The organism is Nocardioides marmoriginsengisoli (assembly GCF_003725695.1).
Lineage (GTDB): Bacteria > Actinomycetota > Actinomycetes > Propionibacteriales > Nocardioidaceae > Marmoricola > Marmoricola marmoriginsengisoli.
The window spans coordinates 1,566,878-1,584,716 of record NZ_RJSE01000007.1 but is presented as its reverse complement, the minus strand read 5'-3'; the positions used below and the strand labels follow the sequence as shown (position 1 = coordinate 1,584,716).

Annotated in this window: 14 protein-coding genes; 7 read left to right on the top strand and 7 right to left on the bottom strand. The window is 70.4% G+C overall.

Going from position 1 to position 17,839, the window contains the following annotated elements:
* Positions 1 to 118: 118 nt before the first annotated feature.
* Genes EFK50_RS16130 through EFK50_RS16110 form a run of 5 tightly spaced genes read right to left on the bottom strand, consistent with a single transcriptional unit; the run spans position 119 to position 5,527 of the window.
* On the bottom strand, positions 119 to 1,528 hold the full coding sequence (locus EFK50_RS16130; RefSeq protein ID WP_123228514.1) for an NAD(P)/FAD-dependent oxidoreductase: 1,410 nt from the start codon (positions 1,526 to 1,528) through the stop codon (positions 119 to 121).
* Positions 1,525 to 2,343, bottom strand: a complete 819-nt coding sequence (locus EFK50_RS16125; protein ID WP_123228513.1) for an ABC transporter permease — start codon at positions 2,341 to 2,343, stop codon at positions 1,525 to 1,527. The genes EFK50_RS16130 and EFK50_RS16125 overlap by 4 nt, the downstream gene beginning before the upstream one ends.
* Positions 2,340 to 3,239 (bottom strand): ABC transporter permease, encoded by a 900-nt coding sequence (locus EFK50_RS16120; RefSeq protein ID WP_123228512.1) that lies wholly within the window; start codon positions 3,237 to 3,239, stop codon positions 2,340 to 2,342. Before EFK50_RS16120 ends, EFK50_RS16125 begins: the two co-directional genes overlap by 4 nt.
* Before the next feature lies 1 nt (position 3,240).
* Entirely contained in the window at positions 3,241 to 4,365 is a 1,125-nt protein-coding gene (locus EFK50_RS16115; RefSeq protein WP_123228511.1) for an ABC transporter ATP-binding protein, read from the bottom strand.
* On the bottom strand, positions 4,349 to 5,527 hold the full coding sequence (locus tag EFK50_RS16110; RefSeq protein WP_123228510.1) for an ABC transporter substrate-binding protein: 1,179 nt from the start codon (positions 5,525 to 5,527) through the stop codon (positions 4,349 to 4,351). The genes EFK50_RS16115 and EFK50_RS16110 overlap by 17 nt, the downstream gene beginning before the upstream one ends.
* A gap of 141 nt (positions 5,528 to 5,668) precedes the next feature.
* Here EFK50_RS16110 and EFK50_RS16105 point away from each other — a divergent pair, with 141 nt between their 5' ends.
* Complete coding sequence (locus EFK50_RS16105) at positions 5,669 to 6,151, top strand: Lrp/AsnC family transcriptional regulator (RefSeq protein WP_123228509.1); 483 nt, start codon at positions 5,669 to 5,671, stop codon at positions 6,149 to 6,151.
* A gap of 77 nt (positions 6,152 to 6,228) precedes the next feature.
* Positions 6,229 to 7,512, top strand: coding sequence for an NAD(P)/FAD-dependent oxidoreductase (locus EFK50_RS16100; protein ID WP_246004177.1), 1,284 nt, complete (start codon positions 6,229 to 6,231; stop codon positions 7,510 to 7,512).
* Positions 7,513 to 7,583: 71 nt separating this feature from the next.
* On the opposite strand, the gene EFK50_RS16095 is transcribed toward EFK50_RS16100, so the two are convergent.
* Complete coding sequence (locus EFK50_RS16095) at positions 7,584 to 7,868, bottom strand: GIY-YIG nuclease family protein (RefSeq protein ID WP_123228507.1); 285 nt, start codon at positions 7,866 to 7,868, stop codon at positions 7,584 to 7,586.
* Positions 7,869 to 8,133: 265 nt separating this feature from the next.
* On the opposite strand from EFK50_RS16095, the gene EFK50_RS16090 reads away from it, so the two are divergent.
* Genes EFK50_RS16090 through glgB form a run of 5 tightly spaced genes read left to right on the top strand, consistent with a single transcriptional unit; the run spans position 8,134 to position 16,899 of the window.
* Positions 8,134 to 9,816 (top strand): alkaline phosphatase D family protein, encoded by a 1,683-nt coding sequence (locus EFK50_RS16090; protein ID WP_123228506.1) that lies wholly within the window; start codon positions 8,134 to 8,136, stop codon positions 9,814 to 9,816.
* A gap of 55 nt (positions 9,817 to 9,871) precedes the next feature.
* Entirely contained in the window at positions 9,872 to 11,914 is a 2,043-nt protein-coding gene (locus EFK50_RS16085) for an alpha-1,4-glucan--maltose-1-phosphate maltosyltransferase (RefSeq protein ID WP_123228505.1), read from the top strand.
* Positions 11,915 to 11,949: 35 nt separating this feature from the next.
* Positions 11,950 to 13,674 (top strand): maltose alpha-D-glucosyltransferase, encoded by a 1,725-nt coding sequence (gene treS, locus EFK50_RS16080; RefSeq protein WP_246004208.1) that lies wholly within the window; start codon positions 11,950 to 11,952, stop codon positions 13,672 to 13,674.
* A complete protein-coding gene (locus tag EFK50_RS16075; protein WP_123228503.1) occupies positions 13,664 to 15,028 on the top strand; it encodes a maltokinase N-terminal cap-like domain-containing protein in 1,365 nt (454 codons plus the stop codon). The genes treS and EFK50_RS16075 overlap by 11 nt, the downstream gene beginning before the upstream one ends.
* On the top strand, positions 15,025 to 16,899 hold the full coding sequence (glgB, locus tag EFK50_RS16070; protein ID WP_123228502.1) for a 1,4-alpha-glucan branching protein GlgB: 1,875 nt from the start codon (positions 15,025 to 15,027) through the stop codon (positions 16,897 to 16,899). Before EFK50_RS16075 ends, glgB begins: the two co-directional genes overlap by 4 nt.
* Before the next feature lies 1 nt (position 16,900).
* On the opposite strand, the gene EFK50_RS16065 is transcribed toward glgB, so the two are convergent.
* On the bottom strand, positions 16,901 to 17,803 hold the full coding sequence (locus EFK50_RS16065; RefSeq protein ID WP_123228501.1) for a GNAT family N-acetyltransferase: 903 nt from the start codon (positions 17,801 to 17,803) through the stop codon (positions 16,901 to 16,903).
* Positions 17,804 to 17,839: the final 36 nt, after the last annotated feature.

Here is a 17,839-nt window from a genome sequence, read left to right as displayed (position 1 = left end):
GACAGGCTCGACGTCCGAGCGCACGTCACCGCGTCTCGACAAGCTCGACGTCCGAGACCGTCCCCGCAGATCGCCTACCCCGGACATCGAGCCTGTCGAGATGCCCGGACACCCGCAGTCAGGAGTCGAATCCCAACCCCAACCGATCCATCGTCTTCAGCCACAGGTTCTCCTTGCCGCCGTTCGCATCGGCCCGGGCCAGCGACCAGGTGGTCAGCCCGATCCCGGCCCAGCGCACCGGCTCCGGCGGGAACGGCAGCGGCTTCTCGCGCACCATCCGCAGCGAGGTCCGCTCGGTCTCCTCACCGGCGAGCTGGTCCAGCGCGACCTCGGCGGCGAACCGGGTGGCCGCCACCCCGAGGCCGGTGAAGCCGAGCGCGTAGGCGACCTGGCCGTCGTACGCGGTGCCGTGGAAGGCGGTGAACCGGGTGCAGGTGTCGATCACCCCGCCCCAGGAGTGCGTGAACGGCAGCCCCTCGAGCTGCGGGAAGGTCGCGAAGAAGTGCTCGGCGAGGACGTCGAAGGTCTCCGGTCGCTGGTCGTACGCCGGGCCCTGGCGGCTGCCGTAGTGGTAGATCGCGTCGTACCCGCCCCAGAGGATCCGGCCGTCCCGGGTGGTGCGGTAGTAGTGGAACCGGTTCGTCCGGTCGCCGATCCCCTCGCGCCCGGGCCAGCCGATCGCCGCACGCTGCTCGGTGCTCAGCGGCGCGGTCATCAGCGCGTAGTCGTAGACCGGCACGGTCATCAGCCGCAGCCGGCGCAGCAGCGGTCGGAACGCGTTGGTCGCCAGCATCACCCGCCGGGCGACCACGGATCCTCCGGACGTGCGCACCTCGACCCGGCCGCGGACGGTGCCGTGCGGCAGCCGACGCAGGCCCGAGACCGGAGTGCCCTCGTGGATCCGCACGCCCCGGCGCAGGCACGCCTCGCGCAGCCCCCAGGCCAGCCTGGCCGGCTCGAGGATCGCGGAATCCGGGTCGTGCAAGGCCCCCAGGTACGTCGGCGAGTCGACCCGCGCCCGGACCGCGGCGGCGTCCAGCAACGTCAGCCGGCTGTCGTGCTCGACCGCCTCCGCCTGCTCGTCGGCCAGCCCGGCCACCTGCTCGGGCAGGGTGGCCACGCTCAGCGCACCGGCGCGGACGAAGTCGCAGTCGATCCCTTCGTCCGCGATCGTCGTCCCGATCGCGTCCAGGTTCTCCCGGCCGAGCCGGACCAGCGTCGCCAGCTCCTCCGGCCACCGCGAGAGCCCGTTGCCGAAGCCGTGCGTCAGGCTCGCCTCGCAGAAGCCCCCGTTGCGCCCGCTCGCCGCGTGCCCGCAGGTCTCCCCCTCCAGGAGCAGCACGTCCCGCCCGGGTTCGCGCGTCACCGCCAGCAGCGCGGTCCAGAGCCCGAGGTAGCCGCCGCCGACGACCACCAGGTCGGCGCTGGTGTCCCCGACCAGCGGCGGAGCGGCGTCGGGACGGGAGCCGTCGTCGAGCCAGTACGGCGTCGGCGCGGCGCCGCGCAGGGACGAATGGGTCGAGCTCACGCCGCCAGCGCCCGGGCCTTCCGGCGGTTGTTCACCTCACCGCCGAGCACGATCGCGATCGAGATCAGGAACATGATCGTGCCGATCACGTTCACCTGCATCGGGACCCCGCGCTGGGCGGCGCCGTACACGAACATCGGGAACGTGGTCGTCTGGCCGGCGTTGAGGTTGGTGATGATGAAGTCGTCGAAGGAGAGCGAGAAACTCAGCAGCGCGGCACCGAGGATGCCGGGCAGCACCAGCGGGAAGGTGACCCGCCAGAACGTCTGCGACTCGGTCGCGTAGAGATCCATCGCCGCCTGCTCGAGGTTCGAGTCGAGTCCGGTCAGCCGCGCCTTCACGGTGACGACGACGAAGGACAGGCAGAACATCACGTGCGCGATGAAGATCGTCCAGAAGCCGAGGCTGAAGCCGACCGAGAGGAAGAGCGCCAGCAGCGACGAGCCCATCACGATCTCCGGCGAGGCCATCGGCAGGAAGATGATCACGTTGGAGGCGGACTTCCCCTTGAAGTCGTGCCGCACCATCGCGAACGCGGCGAGGGTGCCCAGGATCGTCGCGACGATCGTGGCGAGCAGACCGATCTCGGCGCTCTTCCCCACGGCCGCGCACATCCCGTCGGGCTTGCACATCCCGGTCCAGTTGTTCCAGGTGAAGTTCTGGAAGGCGTAGAGGTTCCGCGACTTGGAGTTGTCGTTGAAGCTCATCAGGATGACGACCGCGATCGGAACGAACATGTAGACCAGCACCAGCAGGCCGAGCGCCATCACCAGGTGGTCGCCGATCCAGCGCTTGATCCGCCCGAAGCCGCTCATACGAGGTCCTCCGTCCCGGCGGTGCGGACGTAGGCCATCACCATGCCGACGATGATCAGCATCAGGATCACCGACAACGCGCCGGCGGCTGCGTAGTCACTGGTCTTGGTGAACAGGTCCTGGATCACGTTGCCGGCCATCCGGGTGTTCGGGTTCCCGAGCAGCTGCGCGTTGACGTAGTCGCCCGCTGCCGGGATGAACGTGAGCAGCGTCCCGGCGACGACGCCCGGCAGCGAGAGCGGCCAGGTCACCTTGAAGAAGGCCCGGACCGGCGAGGCGTAGAGGTCTCCGGCCGCCTCGATCAGCCGGCCGTCGATCTTCTCCAGGCTCGCGTAGAGCGGCAGCACCATGAACGGCAGGAAGTTGTACGTCAGCCCTGCGATCACCGCGACCGGGGTGGCGAGCAGCCGGTCGTCGGCGCCGAGGATGTGGACCGACTGCAACGCGTCCACCACGAACCCGTCGTCGGCCAGGATCAGCTTCCACGAGAGCGTCCGCAGCAGGAAGCTGGTGAAGAACGGCGCGATCACCAGGACCAGCAGCAGGGTGCGCCACCGCCCGCCCTTGAAGGCGATGGCGTAGGCGAGCAGGTAGCCGAGGACCAGGCAGATCAGGGTGGCGATGCCGGCGTACCCGAGCGAGCGGAGCAGAGGCTCCCAGTAGTCCTTGATCGCGTCGACGAAGTTCGCGAAGTGGTACGTCATGTCGTAGCCGCCCAGGACCGACCCGTTCGGGTCGTACAGGCTGGTCGCGAGCAGCGAGTAGAACGGGACGACGAAGAACAGGCCGAGCCAGAGCGCCCCGGGCAGGATCAACCAGTAGCCGGTGAGCTTCCGCCGCGGCCGGACGGCGGGCGCGCGCGGCGGCGGGGCCGCTTCCGGCGCTTGGACCGCCATCTCAGGCCTCCTCGATCCCGGCGTTCACGTCCTGGCTGGCGTCGAGCAGGAAGGCGAACTCGGGCCGCCAGGAGACGTCGACGGCGGTGCCGACCGGGATGATCCCGCGGACCCCGGTGTTCTGCTCGAAGGCCATCAGCTCCTGGCCCCAGGGCATCCGGACCAGGTACTGGGTGCTGACCCCGACGAAGCTGACGTCGGTCACGTACGCCCCGGTCATGTGGTTGCCGGGGGCGTCGATCGGCTGGCCGGCCGGTGCGATCAGCACCTTCTCGGGACGGATGCCGACCCAGCCGTCGCCGTGGTCGGCGTGCGCCCGATCCGCCGGGATCGAGACGACGGTGCCTTCCATCTGGACCTTCACGACGTCACCCTCGCGGCCGATGATCTTGCCGGCGATCAGGTTCGACTGGCCGAGGAAGTTCGCGACGAAGGTGGTGGCCGGGTTCTCGTACAGCTCGGTCGGCGATCCCATCTGCTCGATGACCCCGGCGTTCATCACCGCGATCGTGTCCGCCATCGTCATCGCCTCCTCCTGGTCGTGCGTGACGTGCACGAAGGTGAGGCCGACCTCGGTCTGGATCCGTTTGATCTCGAGCTGCATGGAACGGCGGAGCTTGAGGTCGAGGGCGCCGAGCGGCTCGTCCAGGAGCAGCACCTCGGGCCGGTTGATCAGCGCGCGTGCCAGGGCGACCCGCTGCTGCTGACCCCCGGAGAGCTGCGGCGGCTTCTTCCGGGCCTGGCTGGTCAGCTCGACCAGCGCGAGCATCTCGTCGACCTGCCGGGCCACCTCCGGCGACCTGCGCCGGCGGAGACCGAAGGCGACATTCTCGTAGATGTCGAGGTGCGGGAAGAGCGCGTAGTTCTGGAAGACGGTGTTGACCGGCCGCCGGTAAGGCTTCTCGTAGGTGACGTCGAGGTCGCCCAGGTGGATCGAGCCGGAGGTCGGCGTGTCCAGCCCCGCGACCATCCGGAGCGTCGTGGTCTTGCCGCAGCCGGACGGGCCGAGCAGCGCGAAGAACGACCCCTGCGGGACGACGAGGTCCAGCGACTTCACGGCGGTGAAGGTCGCGAACTCCTTGGTGAGCTTCGAGATCCGCAGGTCGCGGTCAGCCACTGATGACATCGGAAAAGTCTCCTTCGTAGCGACGGGCCTGCGCCTCGGTGAGTGCCATGAACCCGCTGGTCCGCGACAAGGTCTCCTCGTCCGGGAAGATCAGGTTCTTCAGGGTCTTGTTCTTCAGGAGGTCGGGATCGATCTTCTCCATCTCCGCCTCGGCGCCCTTGACCGGACAGATGTAGTAGACGTAGTCAGCGAGCCGGGCGGCGATCTCCGGCTCGTAGTAGTAGTCGATCCACTTCTCGGCGTTCTCCTTGTGAGTCGCCAGGTTCGGGATCAGCATGTTGTCGGCCCAGATCATCAGGCCCTCCTCCGGCGTGACGAAGACCAGGTCCTCGTTCTCCGCCGCGGCCACGTCGCCGGACCAGGCCTCGCAGGCCAGGATGTTGCCGGCCGAGAGGTCCTGGATGTACTCGTTCCCGGTGAACGCCCGGATCTGGCCGTCGCCGCGCGCCTTCTTCAGCGTCTCGACGCCCTTCTCCCAGTCGGCGTCGGTGAAATCGGACGGGTCTGCGCCGTTGATCAGCAGCATGAATCCCATCGTGTCCCGCATCTCGCTGAGCAGGGAGATCCGGCCCTTGAGGTCGTCGCGGGTCAACAGGTCGGCGAACGACCGGACCTCCTTGACCTTCTTCTTGTTGTAGGCAATGCCGGTCAGCCCGCTCTGCCACGGCGCGGAGAAGTCGCGCCCGGGGTCCCAGCCCGGTGCCTTGAGCGCGTCGATCACGTTCGCGTGCAGGTTCGGCACCTTGGCCGCGTCGAGCTTCTGGATCCAGCCGACCTGGATCATCCTGGCCGCCATCCAGTCGGTCAGCATGAACATGTCCCGCTTGGAGGACTCGCAGCTGCCGAGCTGGTTGCTGACCTTGGCGAAGAAGTCGTTGTTGTCGTTGACGTCGATGTCGTAGCGGACCTTGATCCCGGTGCGCTTCTCGAAGTCCTGGAGCGTCGTCGGCTCGTCCTCGTCCATGTAGCCGGGCCAGTTCGAGATGATCAGCTGCTTCTCGCTGGCCGACAAGTCCTTCGCGAAGCAGTCGGCCGGATCCTGCGTGCGGTCCGACGTCCCGAAGAACGGCAGCTTCAGCGCCGCCAGGCTACCCACGCCGAACGCGGCACCGGCGGCCCCCTTGAGGACCGTCCTGCGGCTGATCCGGGAATCTCCAGGCACGAACTCTCCCCTCTCGCTATTGCGAGGATCGTGACACGGGTCACGCCCTTCGACAAGGGATTCCGTCGTGAAGTTCTTGTTTCGCAACGAAAACCATCCGAAGAACTTGCCTTGCGCGAGCGCTGACGGGACGATTGCCGCATGGGTGACTCCGACCAGGGCCAATTTCGTCGCAAGACACCGCTCGACGACGTCTCGAAGGCGATCATCGAGCAGCTCCAGCAGGACGGCCGGCGCGCCTACGCCCGGATCGGCGAGGCGGTCGGGCTCTCCGAGGCCGCCGTCCGGCAGCGGGTGCAGCGGCTCATCGACTCCGGCGTGATGCAGATCGTCGCCGTCACCGATCCGATGGAGCTCGGGTTCGCCCGGCAGGCGATGATCGGCCTGCACGTGGACGGCCCGCTGGAACCGGTCGCCGACGCCCTCGCCGAGATGGCGGAGATCGAGTACGTCGTGATCACCGCTGGCGGATTCGACATCCTCGTCGAGGCGGTCTGCGAGAGCGACGAGCACCTCCTGGAGGTGCTCTCCTCCCGGATCCGGACGATCGAGGGCGTCCGCAGCACGGAGACCTTCGTCTACCTCAAGCTCCGCAAGCAGACCTACTCCTGGGGCGTCCGCTGAGCGTCGCTCTCTGGGGGGAGACCGCAGGCGACCTCCCCGCGGTACGCCCGCCTCTGGAGGGCCCGGCCGACGTCGACGTGGTGATCGTCGGCGGCGGCTTCACGGGCCTCTGGACCGCGTACTACCTGAGCAGGGCCGACCCCGCGCTGCGGATCGCGATCCTGGAGGCCGAGACCGTCGGCTTCGGCGCGTCCGGGCGGAACGGCGGCTGGTGCAGCGCCCTCTTCCCGACCCCGTGGAAGCGGCTGGTCGCGCGCTCCTCCCCCGCCGAGGCGCTCCGCCTGCACCGGGAGATGGCCGCGACGGTCCGCGAGGTCGGCCGGGTACTGACCGCTGAAGGCATCGACGCCGACTACGCGCCGGGCGGGACGGTCGTGCTGGCCCGGTCTGCGCCGCAATGGCGGCGACTGTCCGAGGAGGTCGCCACCGCGCACGCCCGCGGGCTCGGCGAGGACGACCTCCGCCTGCTCGACCGGGACGAGGCCCGGTCCCGGCTGGCGGCGACCGACGTCGTCGGCGGCACCTTCACCCCGCACTGCGCGGCGATCCACCCGGTGAAGCTGGTGCGCGGGCTGGCCGACGCCGTCGAGCGGGCCGGCGTCCGGATCCACGAGAGCACCCGGGTGACCGCGATCGGGCCAGGTCACGTCGACACCCCCGCCGGCCGGGTCCGCGCCGGGATCGTCGTCCGGGCGACCGAGGCCTGGACCGCGCGGCTGCCAGCCACCCGGCGCGCGATCGCTCCGGTGTACTCGCTGATGGTGGCGACCGAGCCGCTGAGCGCCGAGGCGTGGGAATCGATCGGCCTCACCGACCGGCCCACGTTCAGCGACGGCCGGCACGTGGTGATCTACGGTCAGCGCACCGCCGACGGGCGGCTGGCGTTCGGGGGCCGCGGAGCGCCGTACCACTGGGCTTCGCGGATCAAGCCGTCCTACGACGCAGCGCCGCGGGTGCACGCGCTGCTGCGGCGCACCCTCACCGACCTGCTCCCCCAGCTCGGCGCGCCGGAGTTCACCCACGCCTGGGGCGGATCGCTCGGCATCGCCCGCGACTGGGCCGCCTCCGTCGGCCTGGACCGGAGCACCGGCCAGGCCTGGGCGGGCGGGTACGTCGGCGACGGGGTCGGGACGACCAACCTGGCCGGCCGCACCCTGGCCGACCTGATCACCGGCGCCTCCTCCGACCTGACCACGTTGCCCTGGGTCGACCACCGCAGCCCCCGCTGGGAGCCGGAGCCGTTCCGCTGGCTCGGCATCAACGCCGGCCTCCAGGCGATGCGCCTCGCCGACGCCGAGGAGCGCGTCACCCGCCGGCCCAGCCTGGTCGCCCGCGCGATGTCCCCCCTCATCCACGGCTAGACCGGCCCAGGCACCCGGACGTCGAGCCCCGGACGTCGAGCCTGTCGAGACGCCCGCGCCCACCCACAAACTCAGCCGACATCCCGCGACTTCGACAAACCGGGCAGGTCGTCCAACCGATCGTCGATCAACGCCTGTCGCTTCGGACGCCCCCAGCCCTGGACCTGCTTCTCCCTCAGGAACGCGTCCTCGATGCGCGAGTACTCCTCGAACCACACCAGCCGAACCGGCGTACGACGTCGGGTGTACCGACTGCCCAGCTTGAGGTTGTGCTCGATGATCCGGCGTTCGAGGTCCCAGGTGCTTCCGACGTAGTACGAACCGTCGCAGCACTCGACCATGTAGACGTAGGGCATCCGGTCAGGCTGGCCCGACTCCCCCGCCGGACGGCGGTCGGGAGGTAGGCCTGTGGACAGACGTGGGCTACTCCCTGCCTGTGGGCGCCGCGTCTCGACAGGCTCGACGTCCGGGGCGGCCGACGTCCGGGGGCAGGCTCGACGTCCGGGGCGGGCGACGTCCGGAGCGGCCGGGGCGGGCCGATGACTGGGCTCTCGGGCGTGACCGCGGTCACGTTCGCTCGTTCACAGAGCACGGGGATCTCACCAACTCCAGGAGTCACGCATGCCCGAGCTGTCCCGCCGTACCTTGATCGCCACCGGACTCGGCGGGGGCGCCGTGCTGGCGATGAGCCAGTGGAGCGAGGCTGTTGCTGCCGGGGCGCCGTTCGTGCACGGCGTCGCCTCCGGTGACCCGCTGCCGAACGCGGTGATCCTGTGGACCCGGATCACGCCGTCGGTCGAGGCGACCCCGGGCTCGGGCGCCGGACCGGTCGTCAGCGTCGACTGGGAGGTCTCCACCAACGCCTCGTTCAGCGGCATCGTCGCCAGCGGGACGACCAGCGCCGGCCCGGACACCGACCACACCGTGCACGTCGACGCCGGCGGGCTGCAGCCCGGGACGAAGTACTGGTACCGCTTCCGCGCCCTCGACGCGACCTCGCCGGTGGGCCGGACCAAGACCGCGGCAGCACCGGGCACCAGTACGCCGGTCCGGTTCGGCGTGGTCTCCTGCGCGAACTACAACTGGGGCTACTTCACCGGCTACCAGCACCTGGCCCAGGAGCCCGACCTGGACAGCGTGCTGCACCTCGGCGACTACATCTACGAGTACGCCCCCGGCGGCGTCCTGGCCAAGGACATCCCGAAGACGGTGCGGACGGCCGAGCCGCAGCGCGAGTGCCTGACCCTGACCGACTACCGGATCCGGCACGGCTTCTACAAGCTCGAGCCGAACCTCCAGCAGCTGCATGCCGCGCACCCGATGGTGGCGGTCTGGGACGACCACGAGATCGCCAACGACACCTGGAAGAACGGCGCCGAGAACCACGACCCGGCCACCGAGGGCGACTGGGCCACCCGGGCGTCCGCGGGCCGCCGCGCCTGGCTGGAGTGGCTGCCGGTCCGGCACACCGACCCCGACGACTGGTACCGGATCAACCGGCGGCTGCGCTTCGGCGACCTGGTCGACCTCTGGATGCTCGACGAGCGCCGTTTCCGCGACCAGCCGCCGAAGAGCCTGCTGTTCGGGTACGGCGCGGCAGGCGGTCTCCTGGGCGGCACCTCCAGCAAGCCCGGCCGCGGCATGATCGGCGAGGACCAGACGCACTGGCTGGTCGACGGTCTCGCCGCGAGCAGCGCGAAGTGGAAGGTCGTCGGCAACCAGGTGCCGTTCTACCCGACCGTCCTGCTCGCCTCGGTCCCCGGACAGATCACCGACGTGCTCGGCCCGCAGCTCTCGAAGGTCTTCGAGCAGCCGCTGGTCCAGCTCCAGGTCGAGGACTGGAACGGCTTCCTCGACGAGCGCCAGCGGATCGTCGACGGGATGGCCGGGGTCGACAACGTCGTCATCCTCACCGGTGACGTGCACCAGAGCTACGCCAGCGAGATCCCGGTGAAGCCGAGCAAGTACCTGCTCGACCGGAAGTCCGCGGCCGTCGAGTACATCACCCCCGGGGTGGCGAGCCCGTCGCTGCAGACCCAGATCAACCAGATCGCCCCGGGCATCGGGACCCTGCTGAACACGGTGCTGGCCACCAACGACCTGCTGGCGAACCCCTGGGTGAAGTACTCCGAGGGCTTCAAGGCCGGCTACCTGGTCGTCGACTTCAGCAGCACCCGGGTCCAGGCCGACTTCCACCACCTCGCCGACAACTCCAAACCGAACACCACGGTGAAGGTCGCGGCGTCGTACCAGACCCTGGCCGGGACCAAGCGCGTCACGAAGGCTCCTGGACCGCTGAGCTGACGCCGTCGGGAGGGCCCCGTTTGCGTCCGGGCCCGTAGTTCGCAAGGGTTGTCCCATGGTGGGACGGATCCCCGTGATGGACGTGACGCCCGTGGTCGAGCGCGGGCGCTATCCCGCCAAGTCCATCGTCGGCGAGTCCTTCGCCGTCACCGCGGTGGTGTTCCGCGAGGGCCACGACCAGCTCGGGGCCGACGTGGTGCTCACCGACCCCGCGGGCGTGCGCCGCGATCCCGTCCGGATGCTTCCGGTCCCGGTGGGCGTCGACCGGCGCGCGGCCACGGTCGCGGCCGACACCCTCGGCGCCTGGACGTTCACGATCGAGTCCTGGAGCGACCCGCTCGCCACCTGGAGCCACGACGCCGGCATCAAGATCCGTGCCGGGGTCGACGTCGAGCTGATGTTCACCGAGGGCGCCGAGCTGCTGGAGCGCTGGGGACGCGAGACCCAGGCCCCGAAGGACGCGCGCGCGATCATCCTGGACACGATCACGGCCCTTCGCGACAGCGCCCGCCCGGTCGAGGTCCGGCTGGCGGCAGCCGAGGACCCGGCCGTGCTCGAGCTGATGGCGGCGTACCCGCTGCGCGAGCTGCTCTCGGTCGACGGCCCCTACCCGTTGCAGGTCGAGCGGGAGCGCGCGCTGGTCGGGTCCTGGTACGAGTTCTTCCCGCGCTCCGAGGGCGCGGTCGCGCACGCCGACGGGAGCATCACCCCCGGCACCCTCAGGACGGCGGCGAAGCGGCTCGACGCGGTCGCCGCGATGGGCTTCGACGTGGTCTACCTGCCCCCGATCCACCCGATCGGCGAGGTCAACCGCAAGGGCCGGAACAACTCGCTGACCCCGACCGCGACCGACGTCGGCTCGCCGTGGGCGATCGGCGCGAAGGCCGGCGGGCACGACAAGGTGCACCCCGACCTCGGCACCCTGAAGGACTTCGACGCGTTCGTGAAGCGGGCCACCGCGCTCGGCCTCGAGGTCGCCCTCGACCTCGCCCTCCAAGCCGCGCCGGACCACCCGTGGGTGCAGGCGCACCCGGAGTGGTTCACTACCCGCGCCGACGGCACCATCGCGTACGCCGAGAACCCGCCGAAGAAGTACCAGGACATCTACCCGGTCAACTTCGACAACGACCCCGAGGGCATCTACGCCGAGGTGCTCCGCATCGTCCGGCACTGGATGAAGCACGGCGTCCGGATCTTCCGGGTCGACAACCCGCACACCAAGCCGCTGGCGTTCTGGGAGCGGCTGCTCGGCGAGCTCCGCGCGACCGACCCGGACGTGCTCTTCCTGGCCGAGGCGTTCACCAAGCCGCCGATGATGCACGCCCTGGCCAAGATCGGTTTCCACCAGAGCTACACCTACTTCACCTGGCGCAACACCCGCCGCGAGGTCGAGTCCTACCTGCGCGAGCTGGCCGAGGAGTCGGCGGCGTTCTTCCGGCCGAACTTCTTCGTCAACACCCCGGACATCCTGCACGAGTTCCTCCAGCACGGCGGTCCGGCGGCGTTCCGGATCCGCGCCGTCCTCGCCGCCACCGGGTCACCCTCGTGGGGCGTGTACGCCGGCTTCGAGCTCTGCGAGCGGATGGCGGTGCGGCCGGGCAGCGAGGAGTACCTCGACTCGGAGAAGTACGAGGTCAAGGTCCGCGACTGGGAGGGCGCCGAGGCCGAGGGCCGGTCGCTGGCGCCGTACCTGACCCGGCTCAACGAGCTCCGCCGGCAGCACCCCGCGCTCCGGCAGCTGCGCGACCTGGTCGTGCACGACAGCGGCAACGAGAACATCGTGTGCTTCAGCAAGCGGGCACGTCCGGGCGTCTCGACAGGCTCGACGTCCGGAGGGGCACGTCCGGGCGTCTCGACAGGCTCGACGTCCGGGGCCGGCACCGACCTCGTCATCGTGGTGCTCAACCTCGACCCGCACTCCGCCCACGAGACGATGGTGCGCCTCGACCTGGCCGCCCTCGGCCTCCCCGGGGACGCGGTCCTCGAGGTGCACGACGAGCTCTCCGGACAGACCTGGTCTTGGGGCGCCGACAACTACGTCCGCCTCGACCCTTCCGTCGAGGTGGCCCACATCCTGAGCGTGAGGCTGAACCAGTGACCGGGCAAGCGACCGAGCAGACCACCGAACTCGCCCTGATCAACGAGGAGGCCGAGCACCTCGCCGAGCAGCCCGAGTGGTTCAAGACCGCGGTCTTCTACGAGGTGCTGGTCCGGTCCTTCAAGGACTCCGACGGCGACGGCGTCGGCGACTTCCGCGGCCTGACCGAGAAGCTCGACTACCTGCAGTGGCTCGGCGTCGACTGCCTCTGGGTACCGCCGTTCTTCACCTCGCCGCTGCGCGACGGCGGGTACGACGTCGCCGACTACACCAACATCCTCCCGGAGTGCGGCACCGTCGAGGACTTCGGCGCCTTCCTCGACGCCGCGCACGCCCGGGGCATGCGGGTGATCATCGACTTCGTGATGAACCACACCAGCGACGCGCACCCGTGGTTCCAGGCCAGCCGGAACGACCCGGACGGCGAGTACGGCGACTTCTACGTCTGGAGCGACACCGACGAGGAGTACGCCGACGCCCGGGTGATCTTCGTCGACACCGAGCCGTCCAACTGGACCTGGGACCCGGTCCGCGGCCAGTACTTCTGGCACCGGTTCTTCTCGCACCAGCCGGACCTGAACTTCGACAACCCGAAGGTCCTGCAGGCGATGCTCGACGCGATGGCGTTCTGGCTGGACCTGGGCCTCGACGGCTTCCGGCTGGACGCGGTGCCCTACCTGTTCGAGCGCCCGGGGACCAACGGCGAGAACCTCCCCGAGACCCACGAGGTGCTCAAGCAGGTACGCCGGTTCGTCGACGAGAACTACCCCGGGACGGTGCTGCTCTGCGAGGCCAACCAGTGGCCGACCGACGTGGTGGAGTACTTCGGCCCCGAGGCCCAGGAGGACGGCAGCGTCCTCGGCACCGAGTGCCACATGGCGTTCCACTTCCCGGTGATGCCGCGGATCTTCATGGCGGTCCGCCGCGAGTCGCGCTACCCGATCTCGGAGATCATGGAGCAGACGCCGGCGATCCCGGAGAACTGCCAGTGGGGCATCTTCCTGCGCAACCACGACGAGCTGACCCTGGAGATGGTCACCGACGAGGACCGCGACTACATGTGGTCCGAGTACGCCGCCGACCCGCGGATGAAGGCGAACATCGGCATCCGCCGCCGGCTGGCGCCGCTGCTGGAGAACGACACCAACCGGATGGAGCTGTTCACCGCGCTGCTGCTCTCGCTGCCCGGCTCCCCGGTCCTCTACTACGGCGACGAGATCGGGATGGGCGACAACATCTGGCTCGGCGACCGGGACGGCGTCCGCACCCCGATGCAGTGGACCTCGGACCGCAACGGCGGCTTCTCCGCGGCCACCCCGGGCCGGCTGCACCTGCCGGTGATTCAGGATCCGGTTTTCGGGTACCAGTCAGTCAATGTGGAAGCCGAGCTCGACAACTCCTCCTCGCTGCTGCACTGGACCCGGCGGATGATCCACACCCGCAAGCAGCACCCGTGCTTCGGCCTGGGCGAGTTCCATGACCTGGGCGGCACCAACCCGTCCGTGCTCTCCTACGTCCGCGAGTACGCCTGGACGGACGCGGACGGCGCGGCCCACAAGGACACCGTCCTGTGCGTCAACAACCTGTCCCGGTTCCCGCAACCGGTCGAGCTGGACCTGCGCCGCTGGGAGGGCGTCACCCCGGTCGAGCTGCTCGGCGGCGTCCGGTTCCCGCAGATCGGCGAGCTCCCCTACCTGCTCACCCTCGGCGGCTACGGCTTCTACTGGATCCGTCTCCCGGAGGTAGCCGATGACGCCTGAGGAGCAGCTCGCGTCCTATCTCTCCGGAGCCCGGTGGTTCGGCGGCAAGTCCCGCCCGTTCGAGGTCGCCGGCATGACCGTGATCGAGCTCGCCCCGGGCGTCAGCACCAATCTGGTGACGGTCTCGTCCGGTGACTCCGAGGACGTCTACCAGGTCCCGCTCTCCTCCTACGACGAGCCGCAGGAGCGGCTGGCCCACGCCCGAGTCGGCGCCTGGGACGACCGGCACCACTACGACGCGGTGCACGACCGCGACGCCATGCACGTCTGGCTGCGGGCCTTCGCCGGCGAGGCGGTGGCGGACGCGCGGGTCTCGTTCCGCCGTACCGACGACCACGCGCTGGACACCAGCACCCACTCGACGCTCTACTCCGGCGAGCAGAGCAACTCCTCGCTGGCCTTCGGCGAGGACAGCCTGCTCAAGATCTTCCGCCGGCTCACCCCGGGGCTGAATCCGGACATCGAGATCCACGAGGCGCTGACCCGGGCCGGCAACCCGCACATCGCGGCGCTGCACGGGTACGCCGCGATCACCACCGCGGCCGGGGACGAGCTCCAGCTCGCGATGCTGCAGCAGTTCCTGCGGACCGCGAGCGACGGCTGGGAGCTGGCGCTCGCGAGCGCACGCAACCTGTTCACCCAGGCCGACCTGCACGCCGAGACCGTGCACGTGGAGGAGGCCGGCGGTGACTTCGCCGCGGAGGCGCACCGCCTCGGCGCCACCCTGGCCGAGGTGCACGGCGTCCTGGCAGAGGCCTTCGGGACCTCGCCGCTCGACCTCGGCGAGGTCGCCCGGACGATGGGCCGGCGCTTCCACGAGGCCGTCGAGATCGTCCCCGAGCTTGCCGGTCTCAAGGACGGCCTGCTCGCCGAGTTCGCCGCCCTCGCCGGTGTCACGGACCCGGAGAGCGCCCAGCGGGTGCACGGCGACCTGCACCTGGGCCAGACCTTGCGCACCTCGGTCGGCTGGAAGCTGGTCGACTTCGAGGGCGAGCCCGTCAAGGACCTCGCCGAGCGGCGACTGCCGGACTCCCCGTGGCGCGACGTCGCCGGGATGATCCGCTCCTTCGACTACGCCGCCGCCACCGTGGCCCGCGACCTCGGCTCCACCAGCGACGAGGCGGCCCAGGTCTCCTACCGCTCGGGCGAGTGGACGGCGCACAACACCCAGGCCTTCCTGAGCGGGTACGCCGAGCAGCGGCAGCGGCCGATCTCGGCGGCCGAGCAGGTCCTGCTGGCCGCGTACGTCGCCGACAAGGCGGTCTACGAGGCGACGTACGAGGCGCGCAACCGTCCAGGGTGGCTGGCGATCCCGCTGACCGCCCTGACCGCACTCGGACAGGCCCGGCCATGACCCGCCCCGAGCTGGGCGACCTCGACCTGCACCTGATCGGCGAGGGGCGGCACCACCGGCTCTGGGAGGCGCTCGGCGCGCACCCGTACGGCGGCGGCGTCCGGTTCGCGGTCTGGGCCCCGAACGCCCGCGAGGTCCGCCTGGTCGGCGACTTCAACGGCTGGGACCGGGCGACGATGCCGATGTCGCGCCGACCGGGCTCCGGGATCTGGGAGATCGTCGTGCCCGGCGTCGCCGCCGGCAGCCGCTACAAGTACGTGGTCGCCGGCGCCGACGGCGTCTGGACCGACCGCGCCGACCCGATGGCCGTCCACACCGCGGTCCCCCCGGAGACCCACTCGGTGGTCTTCGAGAGCAGCCACGCCTGGTCCGACGGCGCCTGGATGGAGAGCCGGGCGGCGGACTCGGCGGACCGGCCGATGTCGATCTACGAGGTGCACCTCGGCTCCTGGCGCAAGGGCCTCTCCTACGACGACCTGGCCGAGCAGCTGACGGCGTACGTGGTCGAGCTGGGCTTCACCCACGTCGAGCTGCTCCCGGTGATGGAGCACCCGTACGGCGGCTCCTGGGGCTACCAGGTGACCTCCTACTTCGCCCCGACGTCGCGGTTCGGCGACCCGGACGGCTTCCGGCGCCTGGTCGACGCCCTGCACCGGGCCGGCATCGGGGTGATCCTGGACTGGGTCCCGGCGCACTTCCCGAAGGACGAGTTCGCGCTCGCCCGCTTCGACGGCACCGCGCTCTACGAGGACCCGAACCCGTCCCGCGGCGAGCACCCGGACTGGGGAACCCTGGTCTTCGACTTCGGGCGGCTCGAGATCCGCAACTTCCTGATCGCGAACGCGCTCTACTGGCTCACCGAGTTCCACGTCGACGGGCTGCGGGTCGACGCGGTCGCCTCGATGCTCTACCTCGACTACTCCCGCGACCCGGGGTCCTGGAGCCCGAACGTGCACGGCGGCCGCGAGAACCTGGAGGCAGTGGCGTTCGTGCAGGAGCTCAACCGGGCCGTCGCGGCCGAGGTCCCCGGCGCGCTGGTGATCGCCGAGGAGTCGACCTCCTGGCCGGGGGTGACCGCGCCCGCGGATCCGGGCACCGGCCTCGGCTTCGACTTCAAGTGGAACATGGGCTGGATGCACGACACCCTCGGCTACTTCGAGCGGGACCCGATGTACCGCGCGCACCACCACCGGCAGCTCACCTTCAGCCTCGTCTACGCCTTCTCCGAGCACTACGTGCTGCCGATCAGCCACGACGAGGTGGTCCACGGCAAGGGGTCGCTGCTGCGCAAGATGCCCGGCGACCGCTGGAAGCAGCTGGCCGGCGTCCGGTCGTTCCTGGCCTACCAGTGGGCGCACCCCGGCAAGAAGCTGCTCTTCATGGGCTCCGAGTTCGCCCAGGACAACGAGTGGGCCGAGTCCGGCGAGCTCGACTGGTGGCTGCTCGGCCAGGACGACGCGGCGTCGACCCACGGCGGCGTCCGGGCCCTCGTCGGCGACCTCAACCGCCGGTACGCCGGCTCGCCGGCCCTGTGGGAGCAGGACGTCACCCCGGCCGGGTTCACCTGGCTCGCGGCGGACGATGCCGCCGCGAACGTGGTCGCGTTCGTGCGCTGGAGCAGGTCCGGCGAGGCCCTGGTCTGCGTCGGCAACTTCTCCGGGCGACCGCACGAGGACTACCGCCTGCCGCTGCCGCGCGCCGGCGCGTGGGACGAGGTGCTCAACACCGACGCCGAGAGCTACGGCGGCTCCGGCGTCGGCAACCTCGGCGTCGTCACCGCCACCGCCCAGCCGTACGGCGACCAGCCGGCGAGCGCCACCCTGCGGCTCCCCCCGCTCGGGGTGCTCTGGCTGACGCCGCGCCCGGCCTGAGTCAGCCTTCGGGCAGGTCGACGAGCAGGTTCGCCATGTCCACCACCGGGCGGTAGCCGAGCCGCTCGTAGACGCCGTTCGAGGTGGCGTTGGCGGCGTCGGTGAACAGGCAGACCCGGGACCCGCCGGCCAGCAGCCGTGCCGAGACCTCGGCGACCGCCGCTGCGGCGTACCCGTGGCCGCGGTGCTCGTCCGGCGTGTACACCGGCCCGATCCGGGCGACCCCGAAGCTCGGCGGGTTGAAGCCGGTCACGTGCACCGGCACCCCCTCCGGGTCCTCCCAGAACCAGATCTCTCCGGCCGCGATCCGTTTCGCCAGGGAGTCCCGGCTCTCGATCGGCGGAGGGTGCGGGTCGTGGCGTCCGGCCTGGGCGGCCGCGGCGGCGCCGAACGCGTCGAACCAGCGGTGCGCCAGGTCCAGGTCCTCGGGGCCGGCGCTCCGCAAGCGACCCGAGGCTGCCCGGGCCGGGACCAGCTCCTCGACCTCCTGCAACCGCATCTGCTCGGCCTGGCGGACGGTGCCGCCCACGGCCTCGGCGTACGCGATCGCGCACACCTCGACGGCCGGCAGCGCCCCGTTCACCGCGCCGACCGGCTCGCCGCGGTCCGCGAGCACCCGCCCCAGCTCGGCCGCTGCGTCCTCGGGCATCGTCAGCAGGTAGAGCGGGTACGGCTCGAACGGGGCTGTCCGCATCCCGGCACCGACCACCTGCCCGGCCTCGTCGCGCACCACCAGCCACCAGGAGGCGAAGCCCGCGTCGACCGGGACGCCACCGGTCCCGTCGCGTTGCATCCGGGCGGCAACGCTCGCCACCACGGTGCTGCCGGTCGGGTTCGCGGCGAGGTGGTCGGCCGCGGCAGCCAGGAAGCCTTCCGCATCCGGGTGGAACTCCAGGGTCGTCATCCGCCGAGGCTGCCACCGGTGTTCCACCGGGGCCAA